We start from the raw sequence: 17,640 nt of genomic DNA, 5'->3' as shown, positions 1-17,640 counted from the left end.
TCTATCCTAGGTCATCATTATTCGCGTCGATAATGATCTCTTCTATGCGTCTAATGATTTCATCAGTGTCTATATCTTCTGCATCCTTACCTTCAATCGTTAAATTGATTTCAGGCGTGATTTGCTTGTTCTTGATGATTACAGGACGTGATAAGCTTGCGTCCATTGCGTCAATTTCACTGCTGTCTATAGACACTCGTTGAGCGTCGTCCCATGCGTAGCTATCTTGACCTGCGTAGACATCAGTTACACTTCGTGTCACTCCTGCTAACTCCATTTGTGGCGCAGTAAAAGCATCTAGTCGTGGAGTAGCTAACTCTGCTAGCTTAGTGCTAGCCTTGTCAACAAGCTTACTTGCGGAAGTGATTCCGTTAGCCAAACCTTCAGACACGAACTCACCAATTGCAATCATCACGCGAGAAGGTGAATGGATCTTCAGCGCTGAGCGAATTGTGCTTGAAACCGAGTTGGCCACACGACGCGCTGCGGAAATTGCACCGCCCGCACCCGCGCTGATACCTGAGGATAACCCGCTCATGGCGAACAGTCCCGCACTGTATAGCTGACCTCTCAGTCCGCTAAATGCGCTAGCAATTTGAGCTGACCCACTTCTAGCGATAGAAGCAGAACGGGCCATACCGCTTGATATAGCAGACGTGAAGCCTGCCATACCCGTGACAGCTGAGCTTCTAGCTCTCGCCATGCCACCAGTAATAGCAGTCACCATACCGTTAAGTGCGGTAGTCGTCTGATTTCTCATTGTGTTGGCGCTTTGGCCAATACGGCTAAATGCAGACACGACACCATTAGCTGAAGCCTGAGAGCTTGTTGACAGACGGTTGATTTGTGTAGCTAGATTAATCACACTAGTAATCAGTGCGTTGATACTTCCAAAGTTGGCCACTGCCACAGTTGGCAAGCTGTTTAGTTGAGCAATAGCAGTCTTAATACTGTTGATGTTGCTTGTGATTGCACCGACGTCTAGTGCTACCGCACCAAGCGTGGTTAGGTGGTTACGGATTTCAGTCAGCTTAGTGATGGCAGTACTTGCCATAGAATAACTTTCCGAATTGTCCGACACCGCAGGGAAACTGTTAAGCGAATTAATCACCGACTTAATTTCCGAAATGCGAGTCCGAACTGCACTCAAGTCAATCTCAACAGCTGATAGAGTCACGAGTTGGTTAGCAATTTTGATAAGCGCATTGACAGAATCAACCGCTCCGCTGAAGTCGTCGTAACCTAGTAAGTCCGCAATGAACTCGCCGAAGCCTTCACGAGAAAGGCTTCTAAGGGTTAGCTTCAGTTGGTTAACCATAGCTCTTGCTGAAGCATGGTCAATCTCAACCGCTGACAGTTCAGCTAGTTTAGTGGCTACTTGTTTCAAAGCATTAACCGAGTCAACGGCTGAACTGAAATCATCATAACCTAGTAGGTCGGTGATAAACTCGCCGAAACCTTCACGAGAAAGGCTTCTGAGTGTTAGTTTAAGTTGGTTAACCATTGCTCTTGAAGCTGCGTGGTCAATCTCAACTGTGGCCAATTCGGCTAGCTTAGTTGCTACTTGCTTCAAGGCGTTGACTGACTCAACAGCCGAGCCGAAGTTGTCATAGCCAAGCAGATTATCAATCGCTTCGCCTAAACTGTCCACTGACAAGCTTTGAAGTGTCAGCTTCAATTGGTTAACCATTGCTCTTGCTGAAGCGTGATCTATCTCAATTTCACTTAGCGATTTTAAAGTGTTGGCCACATTTTTAAGGGCAGATACGGCGGATACCGCACCGTTAAAGTTTTCGTACCCGACCAAGTTAGAAAGCCATTCACCAAACGAGTCAATAGACAACTCAGCGATTGCATCCTTGATGTTACTAATCTTGGTCTTGACGGCTTCGATTGGTACAGTCGCATTTGCTAGCGCTTCTAGAGGTGCGATCATATCCGCCAAAGAGTTTAATGCACTAATTGCAGCGCCCATGCTTATTGCGCCACCAATAGAGCCTAAGACTTCACTAAATGACGTATCAGCTAATTTAGCGATGACGTCTTTAATGCCGTCAATTTTATTTGTAACGCCAGACATATCATCAGGCACTTTATCGTTAACTTGCTGCATTGCCTCTGCAACTAGAATTAATTCCCCAGCAATTAATGCCACTGTGGCAAGTCCGGCGATTGTACCGATAGGATTTAGGGCGGACAACGTACCGACTACTTGGACTAGGCCAAACATGCCACCAATACCAATAGCGATATTGGCTACTTTTGACGCAAATGAGCCGATATTATTAGTTACCTTGTCGTTAACCTGTTGCATCGCTTCTGCAGCTAACATTAGCTCGCCAGAAATTAAGGCCACGACTGCCAGTCCAGCAATTGCACCAATTGGGTTCATGGTTGCCAGTTGACCAGCAACAGCCACTAGGACACCCATTCCGCCGATTGCGATTGCCATGTTAGCTAATTTAGGTGCAAAGCTCGCCAGACTTTCAGGCACTTTGCTTTCGATTTGTTTCATAGCCTCTGCTGCAAGCATGATATTTCCGCTTAGTCCAGCGACTACCGCCAAACCTTTAACCGCATTACCAAAGTTGTTTTTAGAAATGGCGCCGGCAACGCCAACAAAAGCACCCATACCGGTTAACGCAATGGCCATATTGCCTAATTTAGGCGCTAGACTGCTTAAGTCTGAGGGTACTTTGTCGTTTACCTGCTTCATTGCCTCAGCTAATTCCTCGATTAATTTAATCACACCGTAAATTAAAGCGATATTTTTAGCACCTTTTGCAAACTGACTTGCTGTTTTTGATAGTGAATTTAAGAAATTCAAACCACTGTCTTTTGCCGAAATTGTCGGAACGGTAGGTAAAACGCTCTTGCCTAGTTTTTTTGCTCCTTTACCACCGCCGAATAATGCAGCGATTGCACTACCAATTCCTGAACCTAGTTTTCCAATACCTTTGGCAACTGCCCATCCGGTAGTCAAGAAACTAGTAAAAGGTCTGAATAGCGTCCCTAAAATTTTGAACGGCACACCGACTACTGCTTTGCCTAGGTTAAACCCTACAAATGCACCGACTAGCTTGCCAAAGATATCAATCACTTTAGCAATCGTGTCTGAATGTTTGCTAGCGAAATTAGCTAACTTTTCGATACCTTCCACAAGGCCGTCAATGAACCCTTGGAAACTATTCAGTGAGCCTTTAGACCCGAATTTATCGCCTGAAATAGCGTCTAAACTCTTTCTAATAGCGCTGACTGCCTCTTGTACAGGTTCTTTCACCTTGTTAAATGCATCTTTCATAATTTCTAAATAAGGTAATAGCTTATCTAGGAATTTAGGGATGTTGTCATTAATACTTGCAAAGGCATCATTGATGATACCTTTCATGCTGTCGATATTTTCAGCAATCGTTCCAAACGATTTAGATTTTGCCCACTCGTCAATAGCTGTAATTGAGTTAGCCAAACCTTTTGACATAGTATTTGCTAAGTTTTGGAAACTTGTTTTAATACCAGCCGATGCCACTTTTGCTTGGTCAGCAAAACCGTTCGTTTCATTGCTCAGCTCGATTAGCTTATCTTGAAACTGTGTCATAGTGATATCGCCGTTATCTAAAGCGTCATAGAAATCTCTTGTAGCTGATGACCCTGCAAACCCAAAGGCTTCGGCGGTCTGTGATAACGCACCCGGCATTGTTTCTTGCAAGGTACGCCACGCCATCATATCAACCTTACCAACGGATAACATTTGACTAAATTGTTGCAAGCCTCGGCTTGCGTCTGCAGTACTAGCACCACTGGCTAGAAAGGCATTGTTTAAAGCTAGCGATACGTCTGTGGCCTTGTCTAAGTCCCCAGTAATAGAAGTCATAGCTTGCACATTGGCTGTTATATCTTGAAGTGTAGTAGGTAGACCTTCGATACCGTCCACCATTTTAGTTTGCGCTTTTGAAACTACTTCTGTTGAATAGCCCCACATACTCATGATTTTAGGGAACCGTTGCAAGGTATCGAAACGACCAATCGCTGCGTCTAGGTTTTGACCAATAAGGTTGACCGCAGCACCAGCAACTTTTAGCAATCCAAAGGCACTTGCTAACTCCAATACCGAGTTCCTAGCATTTCCAGCACCGTTTGAAACACTTGAAAAGGCATTGCGCATATCGTTGCCAAAATTTCCGAATGTTGATTTCAATTGGCTGAATGACGACCCGATATTTCTACCAATGTTACCGAATTTATTTGAAACACTTTGAGAAAAACTGCTTATCATTGATCCAGCTTTACTCAATGCACCTCTGATACCGCTAGGGTCTAATTGTAAAAGTATCTTTTCACGATTCAACTTGTGAATATCTTGTTGGACTTGAGTTAAGGCTTTTCTAGCGCCCTCAAGTCTGCTTGCGTCTGCCTCTAAACGGGCTTTAGTGCTGTTTAGCTTGGTAATACGCTTGTTTAGATCCTCTAAACGCTTTTGAGCGCTCTCCATGCCACTTGTGTCAGCTTTAACTTCAAGCTTGGCACGTTTACTGCTTAACTTTTGAAGTTTTGATTCGATATCAGCTAGTTCCCCAGCTACATCATCTCCACCTTCTAACTTAGCTTGCACAGTAGCTTTTTGGGCGTTTAATTTAGTGATACTACGGTTAACTGTCGATAGTTGAGAGTTCGCTTTTTCTACACCAGCGATTTGAGTCTCAACTTTAGCTTTCTTGCTGTTAAGTTTGACCAAAGCCTTATCAACATTGCCTAAACGCTTTTGGGCGTTCTCAGCATTGGCCACATTTACTTCAATGTTGGCTTTCTTTCGGCTCAACTTGTCTAACTGCGAATTGATATCATCTAAAGCTTTTACTCTCTTAGATTTAAAGATATTACCAAAAGATGATGCGATTGCGCTGACTGTCGAGCCTACTTTAGCTTTAAGCGTATCTAGTCCTTTAGTAATACCACTAAACACCTTATCGAGTTTAAGCGTCTTAGCGATTCTGCTTCCGATGTCCTTGAGTGAGTTTCCAATTTCACTCACTTTAGATCTAATCGTTGAAGTGATTTTACTAAAAGTGTCCGATACTTTTGAAATTAGTGGATTTAAATTAAAGCTAGACTTGATACGGTTACCGAAGTTACCCATCAACGTGACAATACGCTGTACCGACGACTGGACCATGTTTTGAACTGCACTGAAGCCCTTTTGGAAGGCTGAGTTCAATTTGGCCATTGCGCTTTGAGCAGAACTAGCAATGGTGCTAAAAGCTTTGCTTTGGGCACTAATTTTCTGCTTAAAGTTCTCCATAGTGCTTGTCGTCTTTTGAAGTTGGTTGTCAATTTTGGATAGTACTTTGGTAAACTCGTCTCGAAGTCTAAGCGAGGCCTCCAATGGATTTGCCATGCCTATTCACTCCTAACGTGATTTACTTTTCATTTTGGCCTGTCTTTCGGCCTTTTCGTCTTTTTCCATCTTGATTTTGATGTACGCTACAATAATTGCCCGCTCTCGCTTTGGTAGCGACGCGAATTGACTCGGTAACAGTCCGTGAGAGTGGAAGGCATAATAGCTGTACCAATATTCCCCTGAGGTCTCAGGGTCTTTCATTAGTTTTTTACTTCTTCTACCAACTCGTCGTCCGTTTCACCGAAGCCGTTGATGTCTAATAATTGCTCTTGAATTTGAGAATACTCGCCAGCCATCAACATAGCTTTTAGTGTTTCAGCAGGGTCGCCGTGAGTACCGTAAAACTCTTGTAATTCAGCATTGTTCAAGTCGGGTGTAACCACGCATTGAGCAACTAATAAATCAACGTATTTGTCAGTGTTAAAGTCACTTTCAATACGTCCGCCTTTTACACGACGTTTGTCAGTCGCTGATTTCTTTAAACGGTCATTTTCACGTTCTGAAATTGCTTTAACTACGAAAGGCTCCGGAAAGCGTTCTAATTTAACTTCAACCTCAGCGCCTTTAACCTCTTGCATAAATGTAGTAATATCCATTGTTAAATCTCTCCCTTGGTAATTGATAAGTTGTGTCAAGATAAGCAAAATAAAAGACAGCCCAATTACTCGAGCTGTCTCAATCATGTTTAGCAGCAGTAGAAATAAAAAAGCAACCATAGGTCTAGCCTAATTGCGGTTGTTTGAATGTTTCTAATAAGTCTGCGTCGTCGAATGTAAAGTCCGCATCTTCTTCTAATACTTCCGCATCAACGTCTAATGATGCAATGATTAAAGAGTCAAAGATTACGCCTTTTAATAAAGTAGTTTGACGTCCGATAGTACTTTGTGGATCATCATTTGTGATTTTAATTGTGATGTTTGGTACGCGACCAGATTTAATATAGTCAATACCAATTTTAGCGTAACGTGATGTCACTTTGTGGATAGTCATTGAACCAGTACCACTTGCACCAGTAACCTTTTGTTGAGTTGTACGTTTACCTAAAGTGTTTACTTCTGTTTTTGCCAATTCAACTGTCGCTGTAATGTTTTTTAATTCAAACATTGCGAAGTTTTGGCCATCAATGGTTACGAAGGCAGTACCTTCGCGACCTGAAATTGTATCGCCTGCTTGTAAGAATGCCATGTTTTAAGTCTCCTTTCTAGTTCACTTCTACAGTCATGTAGAGTTTTTCCATCGCGTCTACAGGTTGAACCGCAGCATTGACCACAATTGAGTCTTTAGCGTTACCTGGCAACACTTCGATATCATCTGAAGCAAAGTCTGTGATAGCACCTTGACCAACTAAGGCGTCGAAGTAAGCAATGCGGTCGGCTTTAAATAACTCACGACCGTCAGTATCGTTATTCACTTTTCCGATGTAGTTATCTTCGAAAGTGATTTTAGTGTTATTAGCGATGTCGTCTAAGACACGTAACACACGGTTTTTACGGAAATCTTGGTTTTTAGTTGCATCAAACGAAACTAAAGTGTTGATATCTTGTTCAACTACCGCTTGTCCGCGTTTCTCAGTAAAGACTACATTTCCTTTACGCAAGTTTTCGATTGTATCAGCGCTAGTTAATCGTGGGTTAGCGTCTGTTGCACCTTGGTAAGCTGTGTAAGTAAGTGATGAGCTTACACCTGCTGATGCTGCCGCTCCTGCAAACCATGCAGTGGCTTGTTCAGGCGTTAACGCTTGGCCATCTAAAATGACACCGTTCGCTAAGTTGATAACACCCTCGTAATCAGCTCCTTCATAGTTGCCCAAGACTACTTGGATTTTTTTACCTTCTTCTTCGCGCAAACGGCGAACAAAACCTGCCGCTAAAGCTTTAGTCGCAGAATCTTCGACTGGAATTGCCAACGTATTGAAATCGTAGACTTGGATAGCCTCGAAGAAGTCAGCATAATCGGCGCCAGTTCCAGTAGTGTTCGTACCACCTTCCAGCGTGATCGTGCCATCTGTTACTTCTGGCGAGCCTGTAAAGGTCACTAAGTCATTGTCAACTAAGGCTTCAGCTGTCGCCACTACTTGGCTGTCCACTACTTGACCAGCTAAAGTCGTGTCGACTTGTACACCACCGGCAGTTAACTTTTTAACCACAACGGCGATATCGTTACCCCGTGCACCAGGATATTTAGCGTTAACAGTTAAACCGTTAGACGTACCAGTTGCTTTAGCTCCACCGCCGATACGGAATACCAATACTTCTGAAGCATTTTTCAACGCTTCACGTAAAGGTAGCATTTGTGCGTCACCTAAAGTGTGCCCAAACTGTAATAAGTTAGTACCTGAGTTGACTGCAGTCACTCCAGCCGGACCAAAGTCCACTGCTAAAGGTAGGGCTACTGTCCCGGCTACGGCTTCAGATGAGCCAGTAGACACTTCGGCTTTAAAATTGATGTACGCACCAGGACGCACTTTGTTTTGAGATGTAAATGTTCCACCTGCCATTATTTAACTTCCCCCTCTTTATAATTCTTGATTTTTTGTTTTGCATCTTGGGTTGTATACGCTTCGTCATCTTTTAGTGCGACTTTTAACAAGTCTCGTTCAATTGCTGTGAACTCTCCCGAATTAATGACAGCGTCTTTTGAATATTTCTCAACTGCTTTAGCCGTCGCTTTCGCTTTCGGTGTAGCAGTCGATGGTTTCTTTTCTTCATCAGCCATTCTTCAATGCTCCTTTCTCTGTTAAATCTTGCATCTTGGTCGACTCATCCGGCACTTCTTGTACCACATACCTGATACCGAACGTCATCACGATCACGCCGTCTCGGACTTTTAAGTCCTTAGACAGAATATGAAGCTTGTCGTCGTGTAGGAACTTGAACTCATTCATCAACCTGTCTGACATTGTTTCTAACTGTTCAGAAGTGGTATCAAGACTTGTGTCCGGAAACCACGTAACACAGTAAGGGCGCTTGCGATAATTCCGTGTGGACAATAATGGGTCTTGAGATGCAGAGATTGGATAAACATAAAAACTAGGCTCTGTGAAGCCCTGTTCTATCTTCTCACGGTAAAACGTACCGTCGGGGAAAATACGTGCTAACTCATTAATAATTGATAGTGTTAAGTCCATATGCTCCCTCCTAACTAAAGCCAAATGACTTCAAGTAATCTCGATACAGCGGACCAACTATTTTAGGCAACTGGCTTTCCAGCTCCTCCATGGTGATCCGCATGAAGAATTGCCCTTCGACCCAACCGCTATGGTCAGATTTTCGGTGACCATGTTCGACCCACGAGGCATACTCAGTATTGTTCCGAATGCCCACTTCATACGTATCACCTTTCTTCTCAGCGCTCACAAGCTCCCAATTACGACGTAAAGTTCCACCTTGTTTGGTAGTCCCTGGTCCTTCAAAGGCTGCGATATATCTACCACCAGCACCTTGGCCAGTGAAAAAGACAGTACCATCGTACTGCCCAACAGGTGTATTCGCTTTGACGTTTCTAAGCATGACGTTCCCAAGCTTGTTCATCACGTCGATAATAAAGTTTTCTTCTTGCAAGGTTTTGTGAAATTTGTTGGCAAAGTCCAAAAACTCTGAGTAATCGAAAAGATCATCACTCATGCAACCACCTCTCTTACGAGCAGTATTTCTTGGTGTGAATTGTAGCTTGAAAAGCCTTCAGACGAGCGCTTGTACGTCCTTGTCGTTCCGTGAGTGTCAGTCACTGAGATGCGACTGCCTGCCGGCACTTCAAGGTTTGGGTTGCAATATAGGTACAGTTGATACCCGACAAGTGGTTGGTCCCCACTAGCAGTCTTTTGGTGGGACTTCTTGGATATCCGACATGGCACGTCGGTCAAGACTCTCGCCCACATTTGCTTCGTGACGTTCCCAACTTTGACTGGCTTGTTGACTTCAACTGTCATGCGTGAGTCATAGTGTCTTTCAAAGACCTCAATAAAGCCCTTCATGATTAATCAGCCAACTTTCTGTATCTGTATGCAATTCGCTTGTACTTGTCAGGCAGACTCTTATCTAAACTGGCTAGCTTGGATAATGTCGTCGCACGACTCTCTCGCTCAATCTTGAAGTCGCCTTCTGTCATACCCGTGATGTCGCCGTCGCCTGTGTCACCTTGGACTGACAAGGATATAGACGATAAAGAGTCCATGGCCATTAGCACTGCTGTTGTATTTAAGCCCACTGGCCACTCGTCCACATTTAAGTTGCAAAAGGCTAAAAGCGTTTCAACCGCTAACTCAATTGCAAACAAGTAAACGGCGTCCTGCTTGCCATCATCCACACCTTTTAATGTCTTTAACTTGGCCAGCAGTAGCACTTTTAAATCTTCCACAACTAGTCAGCTCCTTTACTTGTCGGTTTTAGGTGTTCCTTTAGCGCCTACCTTTTCAATATAACCATCGGGAAACTTCTTAGCCTGTGCCTCAGTCAACTCAATGGTACTACCAGGAATATATACTTCCTTGGTTGGCTCGTATCTGAAAATTGATTTAACCTCGTACTTTGGCATAGGCTTACCCTCCTACAACAGGAATTTCAGCAGAAATACGGTGTTTCAAGCAGATAATACCAATTTTCTTGTCTTCGCGAACTTTAGACCAGTTGGTCGGATTCGCTAAGTCGGTGTTAGTTGGAGTTTGTGATGAAACTGATGTGTTATTGAATGTCAAACCTTGTGGATGTAATACACGGGCACGACGTACATACAGCATGTTATTGCCTTTCGCCACGTCACGATCAGTTTCAAAAGTAATCATGTCGTTAGGTGTAGCAGTGTTACGCCCAAAAGCACCAGTGGCGTAGATATACGTTGAGTACACGCCTTCTTTTGGTAATAGTGAATCGTCTTCAACTACTCGCATACCTAAGTAAGTGTCAAAGCCAACTTGCGACTCTGATGCAGGGATGTAGTTCTTAGTTTGGACGTTTTGTTTTTGCAGCTCTGCTTTAACCTTTGAGTGCATAGCAATCAACGTTAACTTAGAACGTGATGTACCTAAGATTGATTGTGCGTCGATTACCATTTCAGGACTGATAACCGGGTTTTGAATAGCTGACTGGTCAGATACGTGTGTATCTCTTAACGCTCCTGAAGTCGGGTCAAACATAGCATTTACAATTGCTTGTAAAATCGCTTGGTCAGACTGGATAGTGTAGTCACCAAAGTCATTTAACAATTGAGTAGCCGGTTTAGCTCCTGAAATGATTGCTGATAAGTCAGTGTATGACGCACCAGTACCACGATATAAGACGGGCGCTACTTGTTTAGCAGCTTGGGTCTTACCTGTTTCAATTGCTTTGTCTTCTTCAAGGACTTGGTCTTCTAATTGCGTTTGTTTAAATTCAGGCATAGTCACCAACAGCCCACCATTGATAATCATTTGGTCTAATGACGGTTGGTTAGTTAAAATACCAGACTGAATAAAAGCTGAGTGTTGCTCTGAGTAGTAATTAGTGTATTTCGTATATTGTTCCGGTGTGATTAAGTCCAGAACTTTAGTAATTTCATTTGGCATTTATTTAATCCTCACTTTCTTTATCTTGGGCTAAGAAGCTCTCCAAATCGTCGGCCTTGATAGCTTCTTCCATAGAGCTGTATGTTTTTGCCGGGCTTCCGCCTGCAGGCTCATACCCTTCAGGTTTTGTTCCCAAGTCAAACATGTACGGGTCGGATTGCTTATACGCTTCAAGCTGTTCTGCTAAGCCGGAAAGCTCGCCATCCTTAAACACAATTTTGTCAGCGTCAAGTAGGGCTTTGACCGCTTTTGTGTTTTTCGCACCGGATGCAGCTAAGGCTTTTTCAATTGCGCTATCACGTTGCATACCGACCAACTGCTGTTCGTATTCTGCTTTAGCATCAGCATTTTGCTTTTGTAAGTCTTTAATGGTTTGCTTCAAGGTTTCATTGTCGTCATTGTCTTTCTGCAACGTCTTCAAGTCCTTCTCATGCTTTTCATTTTGACTTTTCAAGTTTGCCTCTGACGCTTGCAAGGCGGTAACTTGCTCTTGCAGACCGTTAACAGTTTGGCCATGTAGTTTCATAACTGACTCAATGGCTTCATCTTCAAGTCCTAATTTCTTCAAGTCTTCTCTTTTCATAGTTTCTCCTCTTCCTTTCGAGTTTTGGCAGTGCAACGACACTGATGGATTTGCTGATGTGACGTCTCAGCGCACGAAAAAAGAACAGTTTATTGACGTATTCAGGTCAAAATAAAAACCACTAGCTTTTGCTAATGGTTATAATTCAATCTTTTTGTTTTCAAACTTCTTGTAGGCATCGAAGTAAATTTCATTTTCATCGCCATTATAAGTAACTTCGTAGTACATACCGTCAGGCAACGGTGTACTTAATAAAGCCTTGCTATTCTGTAACGCTTTAACCGACCAAACAACGTACACTTCATCAGCAGTTAACTTTTTGGCACCGTCCGTTACATCTAAATGGCTGTTGGCATATTCAGCTACTAATTGTTGACACTTTTCAATAAATTCTTTAGTTCCCATTATTCAATCTCCTTTTTTTGTTTTCATCGTATTCAGGTCAGAGCTATTTAATTGTCTAAGTCCTTCATTGTCTCAAGTACTTGGTCTTTCGATACTTCTAGCATTCCTAAAAGTTCTAGACCGCCATCTTTAACAGAGTATGAAGTGTGGATAATTCCGTCCTTATGTCTCGCGACTAAGGCTATTGAGTCTATTTCATCCGATTGCGTTAAGACAATCTCAATTATTTGCTTTACTGAGACGCCACGTTCCTTACGTTGAAAAGCTTCGTTAAATTCCAAAATCACAACTCCTCTTAGATACCTGCATATTTCAGCATAGGATCACACTCCTAATCGACTCTTGCTTCACCGTCGCTAAGCCACGCAAGCATAATCAAAGCGACTACCCAAAACCAATTCCATGTGATAAGCGCTAAATACTTAGCAATCAAAATAATTAGCGATAAAACCTGTAGGTAATTCAACCTCACAATTTACCATCTCCTTTCGTCTGGCGGATGCAGACGGTGTCCGATTTCAGCAAGTAGACTTAAAAAGCGGTGCATGGTCATTGTTTTACGTTTCTCAAAATTGGGCATAGGTCATTCTCCTTTATGCAGCTTCTTTGGTTTTACGCTTCTTCCACTCTTTAAATTTCTCAACTTTCATGACTTTTCCTTTCCCTGTTACAGGGTCCCGTTGCCACCGAGTGGTGATGGCTGGGGCGTAACCAATCTTAGGTACCGTCGTGCACCGACAGTTCGGATGCGTATCTTCTACTGGGTGAGGACTGCTTGGGTCACCAATGTCAAAAGACTGTCCGTCTAATCTCGCGCACTGGTCACAAGTGTGTGTTTCAAAAGTGGCCATCCATGTATACTGTTCAACGCCAGTCTCTCGGTAAGATGCTTGACTAGCTTCTTCCGCAATGTGGGCCGATTCTGACTGTACTAAAGTAATCATCCGGTTTCTAAGTTTCTTATCGATACCTTTCATCATCTCGTTGACAATTCGGTCCGTTCCCCAACCTTGTGCAATTGCATTAGCCATCGTCTTGTTCAGCTTGTCGGGTAGATATTCTAAATGATTTCGCCACACTCGACGAGAGAAATCGTCTCCTGTCCAGGGTTGACGGACAGCAAGTGCTAGCTGTTGTGGTGAATATGACTGAAAGGTTAGATTAATGGCTCCTCTGTCAGCAATCTCATAAATGTTTCTGAGATAGGTTTCATCAAAGGTTTCAACTAGGTAAGCTTCAAGCTCGTCAATCTCATAATTGGCGTGTTCCGCCAACTCAAAGACAAGTTGATGCTGTAATTGCTGCAAGCGACTAATTCGCGAACGGTAATATTCTCGATTTAACTCCTGGTCAAATCCACCTTCAACCGCCTTCTGTTTAAACGACTCAAGGCTCATAGACCACGTCTTCTGCTCAGACTTGCTAAGCAGTTGGTTGGCTTCAAAAGCAGTGATGTTATCATTCACCGCGTATTTCTGTACCCAGTCGTCCACTTCCTTTTGCAGTCGTTGCGCTAGGTCACCGTATCGCTTGTTCATTTCAGCTAGATAGGCTTGTTCTCGCTTATCACGGTCAGCTTCAATGCGAAGAAATCGCTTTTCCCAATAAGTTAGATTACTCGTCATCTTCATCACTTCCTAAGTCAATGGGCTCTTCGCGTTTATAATCGCTTCCGCCTCTAAAATCTTCTTCATCTTCTATTCGTTGCGCTTCCAGCTCATCTTCCCAGTTCGCGACTAGCGGGTTAGCTTTAGCAATCGTCTCTTTAGAAGTTACGTTCGCAAGTAACGAAACGGTTTGGGCTGTTTCGTACTCATTGTTAATGACATTACGTTTCCATGTTTGGGTAATTTCAATGTCAGCGTTAGCGTTCGAGTATTTCAAGATGAAGCGGACCAGTTTTGCAAAACCCTGATGAAATTCAGTTTCCATGGCGGATGTTTTCAGCTCAAGCAAGCTGTACATATGATCTAATGCAGCTCCTGAGTTGTTCTGTCCAATGTTTTTCTGTGGGTCCACTCCTTGTCCGTTTACAAAAATGGACTCTCTAGTGATCTCAAGCAACTTATCACGCGCATCGGTTGGGATGTCAACCGCTAAAGTATCAACACCGCTTTTCGTCCCATCACCAAAGTCGTCAACTTTGACCATTTTGTAATTCCGCAGGTCGTCCAAAAACTCTTGCTTTTTTTGGCCACCGTAGTTGGTTAGTACGAAAATGATTTCTTGCACGTCATCTAAATCATTGACGAAACCTGCATAAATCTTATCGTAGACGTCGATTAAATCTTTGTACAAGGCTAAGTCGGAAAGCTCGTCCGCGTTGTTTCTGAAAGGAATAAACGGGATATCTTCCCACCCATGCTTGTAAGTGTTGGTCTGTTCAGCAGCTGTTCCCGTTGAGATATCAATTAGGTTAAAAGCATTGTATGCTTCAATGTCTTCGACTGTTTGACCCTTTCGTTTAGCAAACATTGCGCACTCTACGTCGTTCCAGTACTCGTAAACGGTGATCACGTCTCCTGATTCGTTGTAGTCATCATAGATTCGAAGTACACCGATAAGCTCGTTGCCAAGCTTTTTGGAAAAGATAGGCACAATCTGTTTCGAGTCGACGACGGCGTAACGGAAAAAGTTCTGCTTATTCTCGTCTCGCCATAAATGTAACCAAGCAATCCCGGCATTAGAAGCGTTAACCGCTAAATCTTTAGCAATCTTTGAGTAGCTATCACCTAAAAGCTTAGTGACTTCGTCGTTTAAGTGTTTGTCCTTCACATCAAATTTAGGTGGTGTCGTCATGGCATAGGATGCCTTTTGATTAACCAGAAGTCTATGCCAAGGGTGTGACACCCTATTGTCTGCATTGCGCAGGGGATTCGTGTCGTCTGTCTTATTGTGTTGAACGCGTGCGTCGTCTGCGTCTTCTCGCAAGATATCATTTTCATTGCGGTAGTACTTTTCTGCGGTAGCGGTTTGCTTGTTTCGGCTCTCAAAGCCTTTTAAATTATTTTTTATAATCTTTTTGATTACTTCTATTTCCATACGCTTACACCTCCTCCACGTTTCATTTCATTTTCTAAAGCATATCTGGTTGCGTCGATTGAGTGATTGTCTTTGTCCGGATAAGTCCCTTTCAAGTTTCCGTCTCCGTCGCGGTCCAGTTCATATTGGCTAAACTCTCGGTAAGTGTTCGGTGTCCGTTCAGGGTCAATGACTATCTCATCAAGGTCTTGTAGAAACTTAATCCCGAACTCCACACTTCCTGGTCCCTTTTTGGCGCCTCGAACGTTCAGGCCAAGGTCCCTTAACTCTGCATTCGTTCTAGGCTCCGCTGAGTCGGTAGTGATGAGGGCATGATGTGGGTTAAATCGCTTCACTTCTTCAGCGATATTCCTATTCTTTAGCCCACGCTTGTGGATTTCAGTAAAGATAATCAAACGGCGTTTAGGCTTGTACAAGTACGCTTCAACGTAGTGGGTTGGGTCAGCTGCGAAACCATAGTCCATCCCACGACTAACCTTGTCAAAGCTTGCCACTTCTTCGTCGGTAATTCGTCTTGTTTTAACATTGGTAAAGACTTCAGCTCCTGTACCAGTCACTATCCCCATATACTCATGTTCGTATTTCTTGGGATTGTGCTTCTTCAGGTATTCAGCGTCTTGGATGAAGCCTTTCCCTAACCACTCCTCAGGCACCGTTAGGTAAGTACTTGAGTGGGTCAGCGTGTCTTCACGCAAGCCCTGTGTCTGCATTTCCGTGTTGATGAAGTTGTTGGCCGATTGAGGCGGGTTGTAAGAATAAAAGGTGATGATGTCTTCGCCACCACGGACTAAAGATTGATTTATAGTCCGGATGGTTTGCATGTCACCGAACTCGTCTGCTTCTTCGTACCAAATGAACTTAGTGTAACCACGCCTGAACTTACTAGACTTTACTTTCTTTGGTTTGTCCGCACCTTTAAAGATAATCTTTTGACCAGTTTCAATGTACGTGATTGACAACGGATTAAGTGACTCGTGCCAAAGGTGTGAAACCCCAAGTTTGTCAATCGCCCAAAGCATTTGCTCATAAACTGAATCGCGTAAGGTCTCTTTAACCTTTCGTAAAATTACCGCATTGGCGTCAGGATCCTTCATCATGCCAAGAATAATCTCGACAGAAATGAAGGATGACTTCGTCGACCCACGCCCGCCGTGTAGCCAGTAGTGCGAGTGAGCTTTTAAGGCTATATCAGAATGAAGCTCGTAAAACGAAGGGGCGATAATCGTTCTCAGCCTAATTGTTTTAGGCTTATAAGCTTCTTTAACCGTCATCATCCATCACCCCAATATCGTCGACAATCGTGACAGGGGCAATGTTCGCATTGATTTCCGTTTTATCAGTCCACATGGCCAAGTTCTTGCCTAAAAGTTCTAAAGCCTTCAGCCGGTCCTCTGTAACGGCTGTCATTTCATAGGTTATATCCTTTTTAATTTCCCCTGTGACGTTGTCTATTTGCTTATTCTTGCCCGTTTGCGTCCGTCCGAAACCGATTGCTATAAGCTCATCTAGGATGTTATCAGCACGCAAACTTGCAGCGTCTAAGCGTTCTTTGGTTTTAGCTGCGATATATGACCGGATGTGGGGCTTATCTTTCCACTCTTTGCCTTGTGTACCGCAAGTGGTTTCCTTCGCATTTGGGCTAATCGCACGATATGCAGCAGTCGCATTTCCACCATTGCCGATGTACTCATCCGCAAAGCGTCGTTCTCTTGTGTTCAGTCCGTATTCGTCCAATTCCTGTTTTCTTGCCAAATTTTCCACCGCCTTTCTGTGGTAGTTGTGTACTCAAAACCACTAACCGCTTTCGGGAAGCACGTAAGATTAAAGGAGATTTATACTTGAGTTTTGACTTGCGGTTAGCAGTTTTCAGGACACAAAAATAAGCGACCACCTTGAGGTAATCGCTCATCACTGATATTTGTATTCAAATTAAGGAGTAGTGGAGACCGTTTCAGCCAATCCTCCACACTACAATTGTAGCACAGGAAGTGAGGCTAAAAGTCGCATGTTTAGTCCATCATTCCTAATTTTCGACCAATGTCAGTCACTAATTCATCTCTTATACGTAAACACTGTGACTTAGAATACTTACTGCCTTTTGCTACATCCTCCCACGTTAGGCGAGATGACTTGTTAAAGTATCGAAGTTGGATCACTCTCAGCTCGTCGTCATTCAAAAGCTTTAAGCAGTCTGAAATCGTCAAATATTGCGTTTCTAAGGCGATTAATCGGCGGTCTTGGTCTAACGTCACGACGTATCGTTCTTGCGCGCTAGAGTTACTAGAAACGTGACTGCCACCTATATTCTCATCAACCGGGCGGAGGGGATATGCTAAGGCCATCTTACGTTTTGAAATCTCACTTGGGTACAGTGGATAATCAGACAAAAGCTGTTCCACGTGTTTAAAAGCTGCGTTTGCCAATTGCTGTCACTCCTCGTCAAAATGTTCTTTAATTTCCTTCAAGCGATCATAGTTGAATCCTGAGAACGCATTATCTAAGCTGTTGTCGATTGAAACCACTGGAAAACTTGCGAAGCCGTGGCTTTTAAGGTTTTCTAAGGTAACTGGCTCTAGCCCATCTAGTGTTTCAAACGGGATTTCAGCCCACGTTAACCACCGTTTAACGTTCTCACATTGCGCGCATTCCGGTTTAGTATACACTGTAATTTTCATA

20 protein-coding genes are annotated in these 17,640 nt (G+C 43.4%); all 20 read right to left on the bottom strand.

Annotated features, from left to right (window positions below; translation table 11 throughout):
• Position 1 precedes the first annotated feature (1 nt).
• The gene (locus B2V22_RS06220) at positions 2-5,392 is read right to left on the bottom strand and encodes a tape measure protein (RefSeq protein WP_290491157.1); all 5,391 of its coding nucleotides are present in this window, start codon (positions 5,390-5,392) and stop codon (positions 2-4) included.
• A 12-nt stretch (positions 5,393-5,404) separates the two neighbouring features.
• Positions 5,405-5,596 carry a hypothetical protein gene (locus tag B2V22_RS06215; RefSeq protein ID WP_290491155.1) on the bottom strand — a complete coding sequence of 64 codons (192 nt, stop codon included), beginning with the start codon at positions 5,594-5,596 and terminating at the stop codon, positions 5,405-5,407.
• The gene (locus B2V22_RS06210) at positions 5,596-5,991 is read right to left on the bottom strand and encodes a phage tail assembly chaperone (RefSeq protein WP_290491154.1); all 396 of its coding nucleotides are present in this window, start codon (positions 5,989-5,991) and stop codon (positions 5,596-5,598) included. Before B2V22_RS06210 ends, B2V22_RS06215 begins: the two co-directional genes overlap by 1 nt.
• A 124-nt stretch (positions 5,992-6,115) precedes the next feature.
• Entirely contained in the window at positions 6,116-6,580 is a 465-nt protein-coding gene (locus B2V22_RS06205) for a phage tail tube protein (protein WP_290491152.1), read from the bottom strand.
• A 16-nt stretch (positions 6,581-6,596) separates the two neighbouring features.
• Positions 6,597-7,892 (bottom strand): phage tail sheath subtilisin-like domain-containing protein, encoded by a 1,296-nt coding sequence (locus B2V22_RS06200; protein ID WP_290491150.1) that lies wholly within the window; start codon positions 7,890-7,892, stop codon positions 6,597-6,599.
• Entirely contained in the window at positions 7,892-8,110 is a 219-nt protein-coding gene (locus tag B2V22_RS06195; RefSeq protein WP_290491148.1) for a hypothetical protein, read from the bottom strand. Before B2V22_RS06195 ends, B2V22_RS06200 begins: the two co-directional genes overlap by 1 nt.
• A complete protein-coding gene (locus tag B2V22_RS06190) occupies positions 8,103-8,522 on the bottom strand; it encodes a phage tail terminator family protein (protein ID WP_290491147.1) in 420 nt (139 codons plus the stop codon). The genes B2V22_RS06195 and B2V22_RS06190 overlap by 8 nt, the downstream gene beginning before the upstream one ends.
• Before the next feature lie 10 nt (positions 8,523-8,532).
• Positions 8,533-9,018: an HK97 gp10 family phage protein gene (locus B2V22_RS06185; RefSeq protein WP_290491145.1), complete on the bottom strand. Its 486-nt coding sequence runs from the start codon at positions 9,016-9,018 to the stop codon at positions 8,533-8,535.
• A gap of 352 nt (positions 9,019-9,370) precedes the next feature.
• Positions 9,371-9,751, bottom strand: coding sequence for a hypothetical protein (locus tag B2V22_RS06180; RefSeq protein WP_290491144.1), 381 nt, complete (start codon positions 9,749-9,751; stop codon positions 9,371-9,373).
• A gap of 15 nt (positions 9,752-9,766) precedes the next feature.
• Positions 9,767-9,928 (bottom strand): hypothetical protein, encoded by a 162-nt coding sequence (locus B2V22_RS06175; protein ID WP_290491143.1) that lies wholly within the window; start codon positions 9,926-9,928, stop codon positions 9,767-9,769.
• A gap of 4 nt (positions 9,929-9,932) precedes the next feature.
• A complete protein-coding gene (locus tag B2V22_RS06170) occupies positions 9,933-10,934 on the bottom strand; it encodes a major capsid protein (protein WP_290491142.1) in 1,002 nt (333 codons plus the stop codon).
• A 4-nt stretch (positions 10,935-10,938) separates the two neighbouring features.
• On the bottom strand, positions 10,939-11,517 hold the full coding sequence (locus B2V22_RS06165; protein ID WP_290491141.1) for a phage scaffolding protein: 579 nt from the start codon (positions 11,515-11,517) through the stop codon (positions 10,939-10,941).
• Positions 11,518-11,655: 138 nt separating this feature from the next.
• A complete protein-coding gene (locus B2V22_RS06160) occupies positions 11,656-11,922 on the bottom strand; it encodes a DUF6275 family protein (RefSeq protein ID WP_290491139.1) in 267 nt (88 codons plus the stop codon).
• A gap of 47 nt (positions 11,923-11,969) precedes the next feature.
• Positions 11,970-12,203: a hypothetical protein gene (locus B2V22_RS06155; protein ID WP_290491137.1), complete on the bottom strand. Its 234-nt coding sequence runs from the start codon at positions 12,201-12,203 to the stop codon at positions 11,970-11,972.
• 312 nt (positions 12,204-12,515) lie between these two features.
• Positions 12,516-13,547 (bottom strand): minor capsid protein, encoded by a 1,032-nt coding sequence (locus B2V22_RS06150; protein WP_290491135.1) that lies wholly within the window; start codon positions 13,545-13,547, stop codon positions 12,516-12,518.
• Positions 13,537-14,964, bottom strand: coding sequence for a phage portal protein (locus B2V22_RS06145; RefSeq protein WP_290491134.1), 1,428 nt, complete (start codon positions 14,962-14,964; stop codon positions 13,537-13,539). The genes B2V22_RS06150 and B2V22_RS06145 overlap by 11 nt, the downstream gene beginning before the upstream one ends.
• Complete coding sequence (locus B2V22_RS06140; RefSeq protein ID WP_290491132.1) at positions 14,955-16,238, bottom strand: PBSX family phage terminase large subunit; 1,284 nt, start codon at positions 16,236-16,238, stop codon at positions 14,955-14,957. Before B2V22_RS06140 ends, B2V22_RS06145 begins: the two co-directional genes overlap by 10 nt.
• Positions 16,225-16,716 carry a terminase small subunit gene (locus B2V22_RS06135; protein ID WP_290491130.1) on the bottom strand — a complete coding sequence of 164 codons (492 nt, stop codon included), beginning with the start codon at positions 16,714-16,716 and terminating at the stop codon, positions 16,225-16,227. The genes B2V22_RS06140 and B2V22_RS06135 overlap by 14 nt, the downstream gene beginning before the upstream one ends.
• A 257-nt stretch (positions 16,717-16,973) precedes the next feature.
• Positions 16,974-17,387 (bottom strand): hypothetical protein, encoded by a 414-nt coding sequence (locus B2V22_RS06130; protein ID WP_290491128.1) that lies wholly within the window; start codon positions 17,385-17,387, stop codon positions 16,974-16,976.
• Positions 17,388-17,393: 6 nt separating this feature from the next.
• Complete coding sequence (locus tag B2V22_RS06125) at positions 17,394-17,639, bottom strand: glutaredoxin domain-containing protein (RefSeq protein WP_290491126.1); 246 nt, start codon at positions 17,637-17,639, stop codon at positions 17,394-17,396.
• Position 17,640 lies beyond the last annotated feature (1 nt).

This window comes from Aerococcus sp. UBA6277 (assembly GCF_002440555.1).
Taxonomy (GTDB): Bacteria; Bacillota; Bacilli; order Lactobacillales; family Aerococcaceae; genus Aerococcus.
Note: the sequence above shows the minus strand (reverse complement) of the source record. Positions and strands in the feature narration are given on the sequence as shown.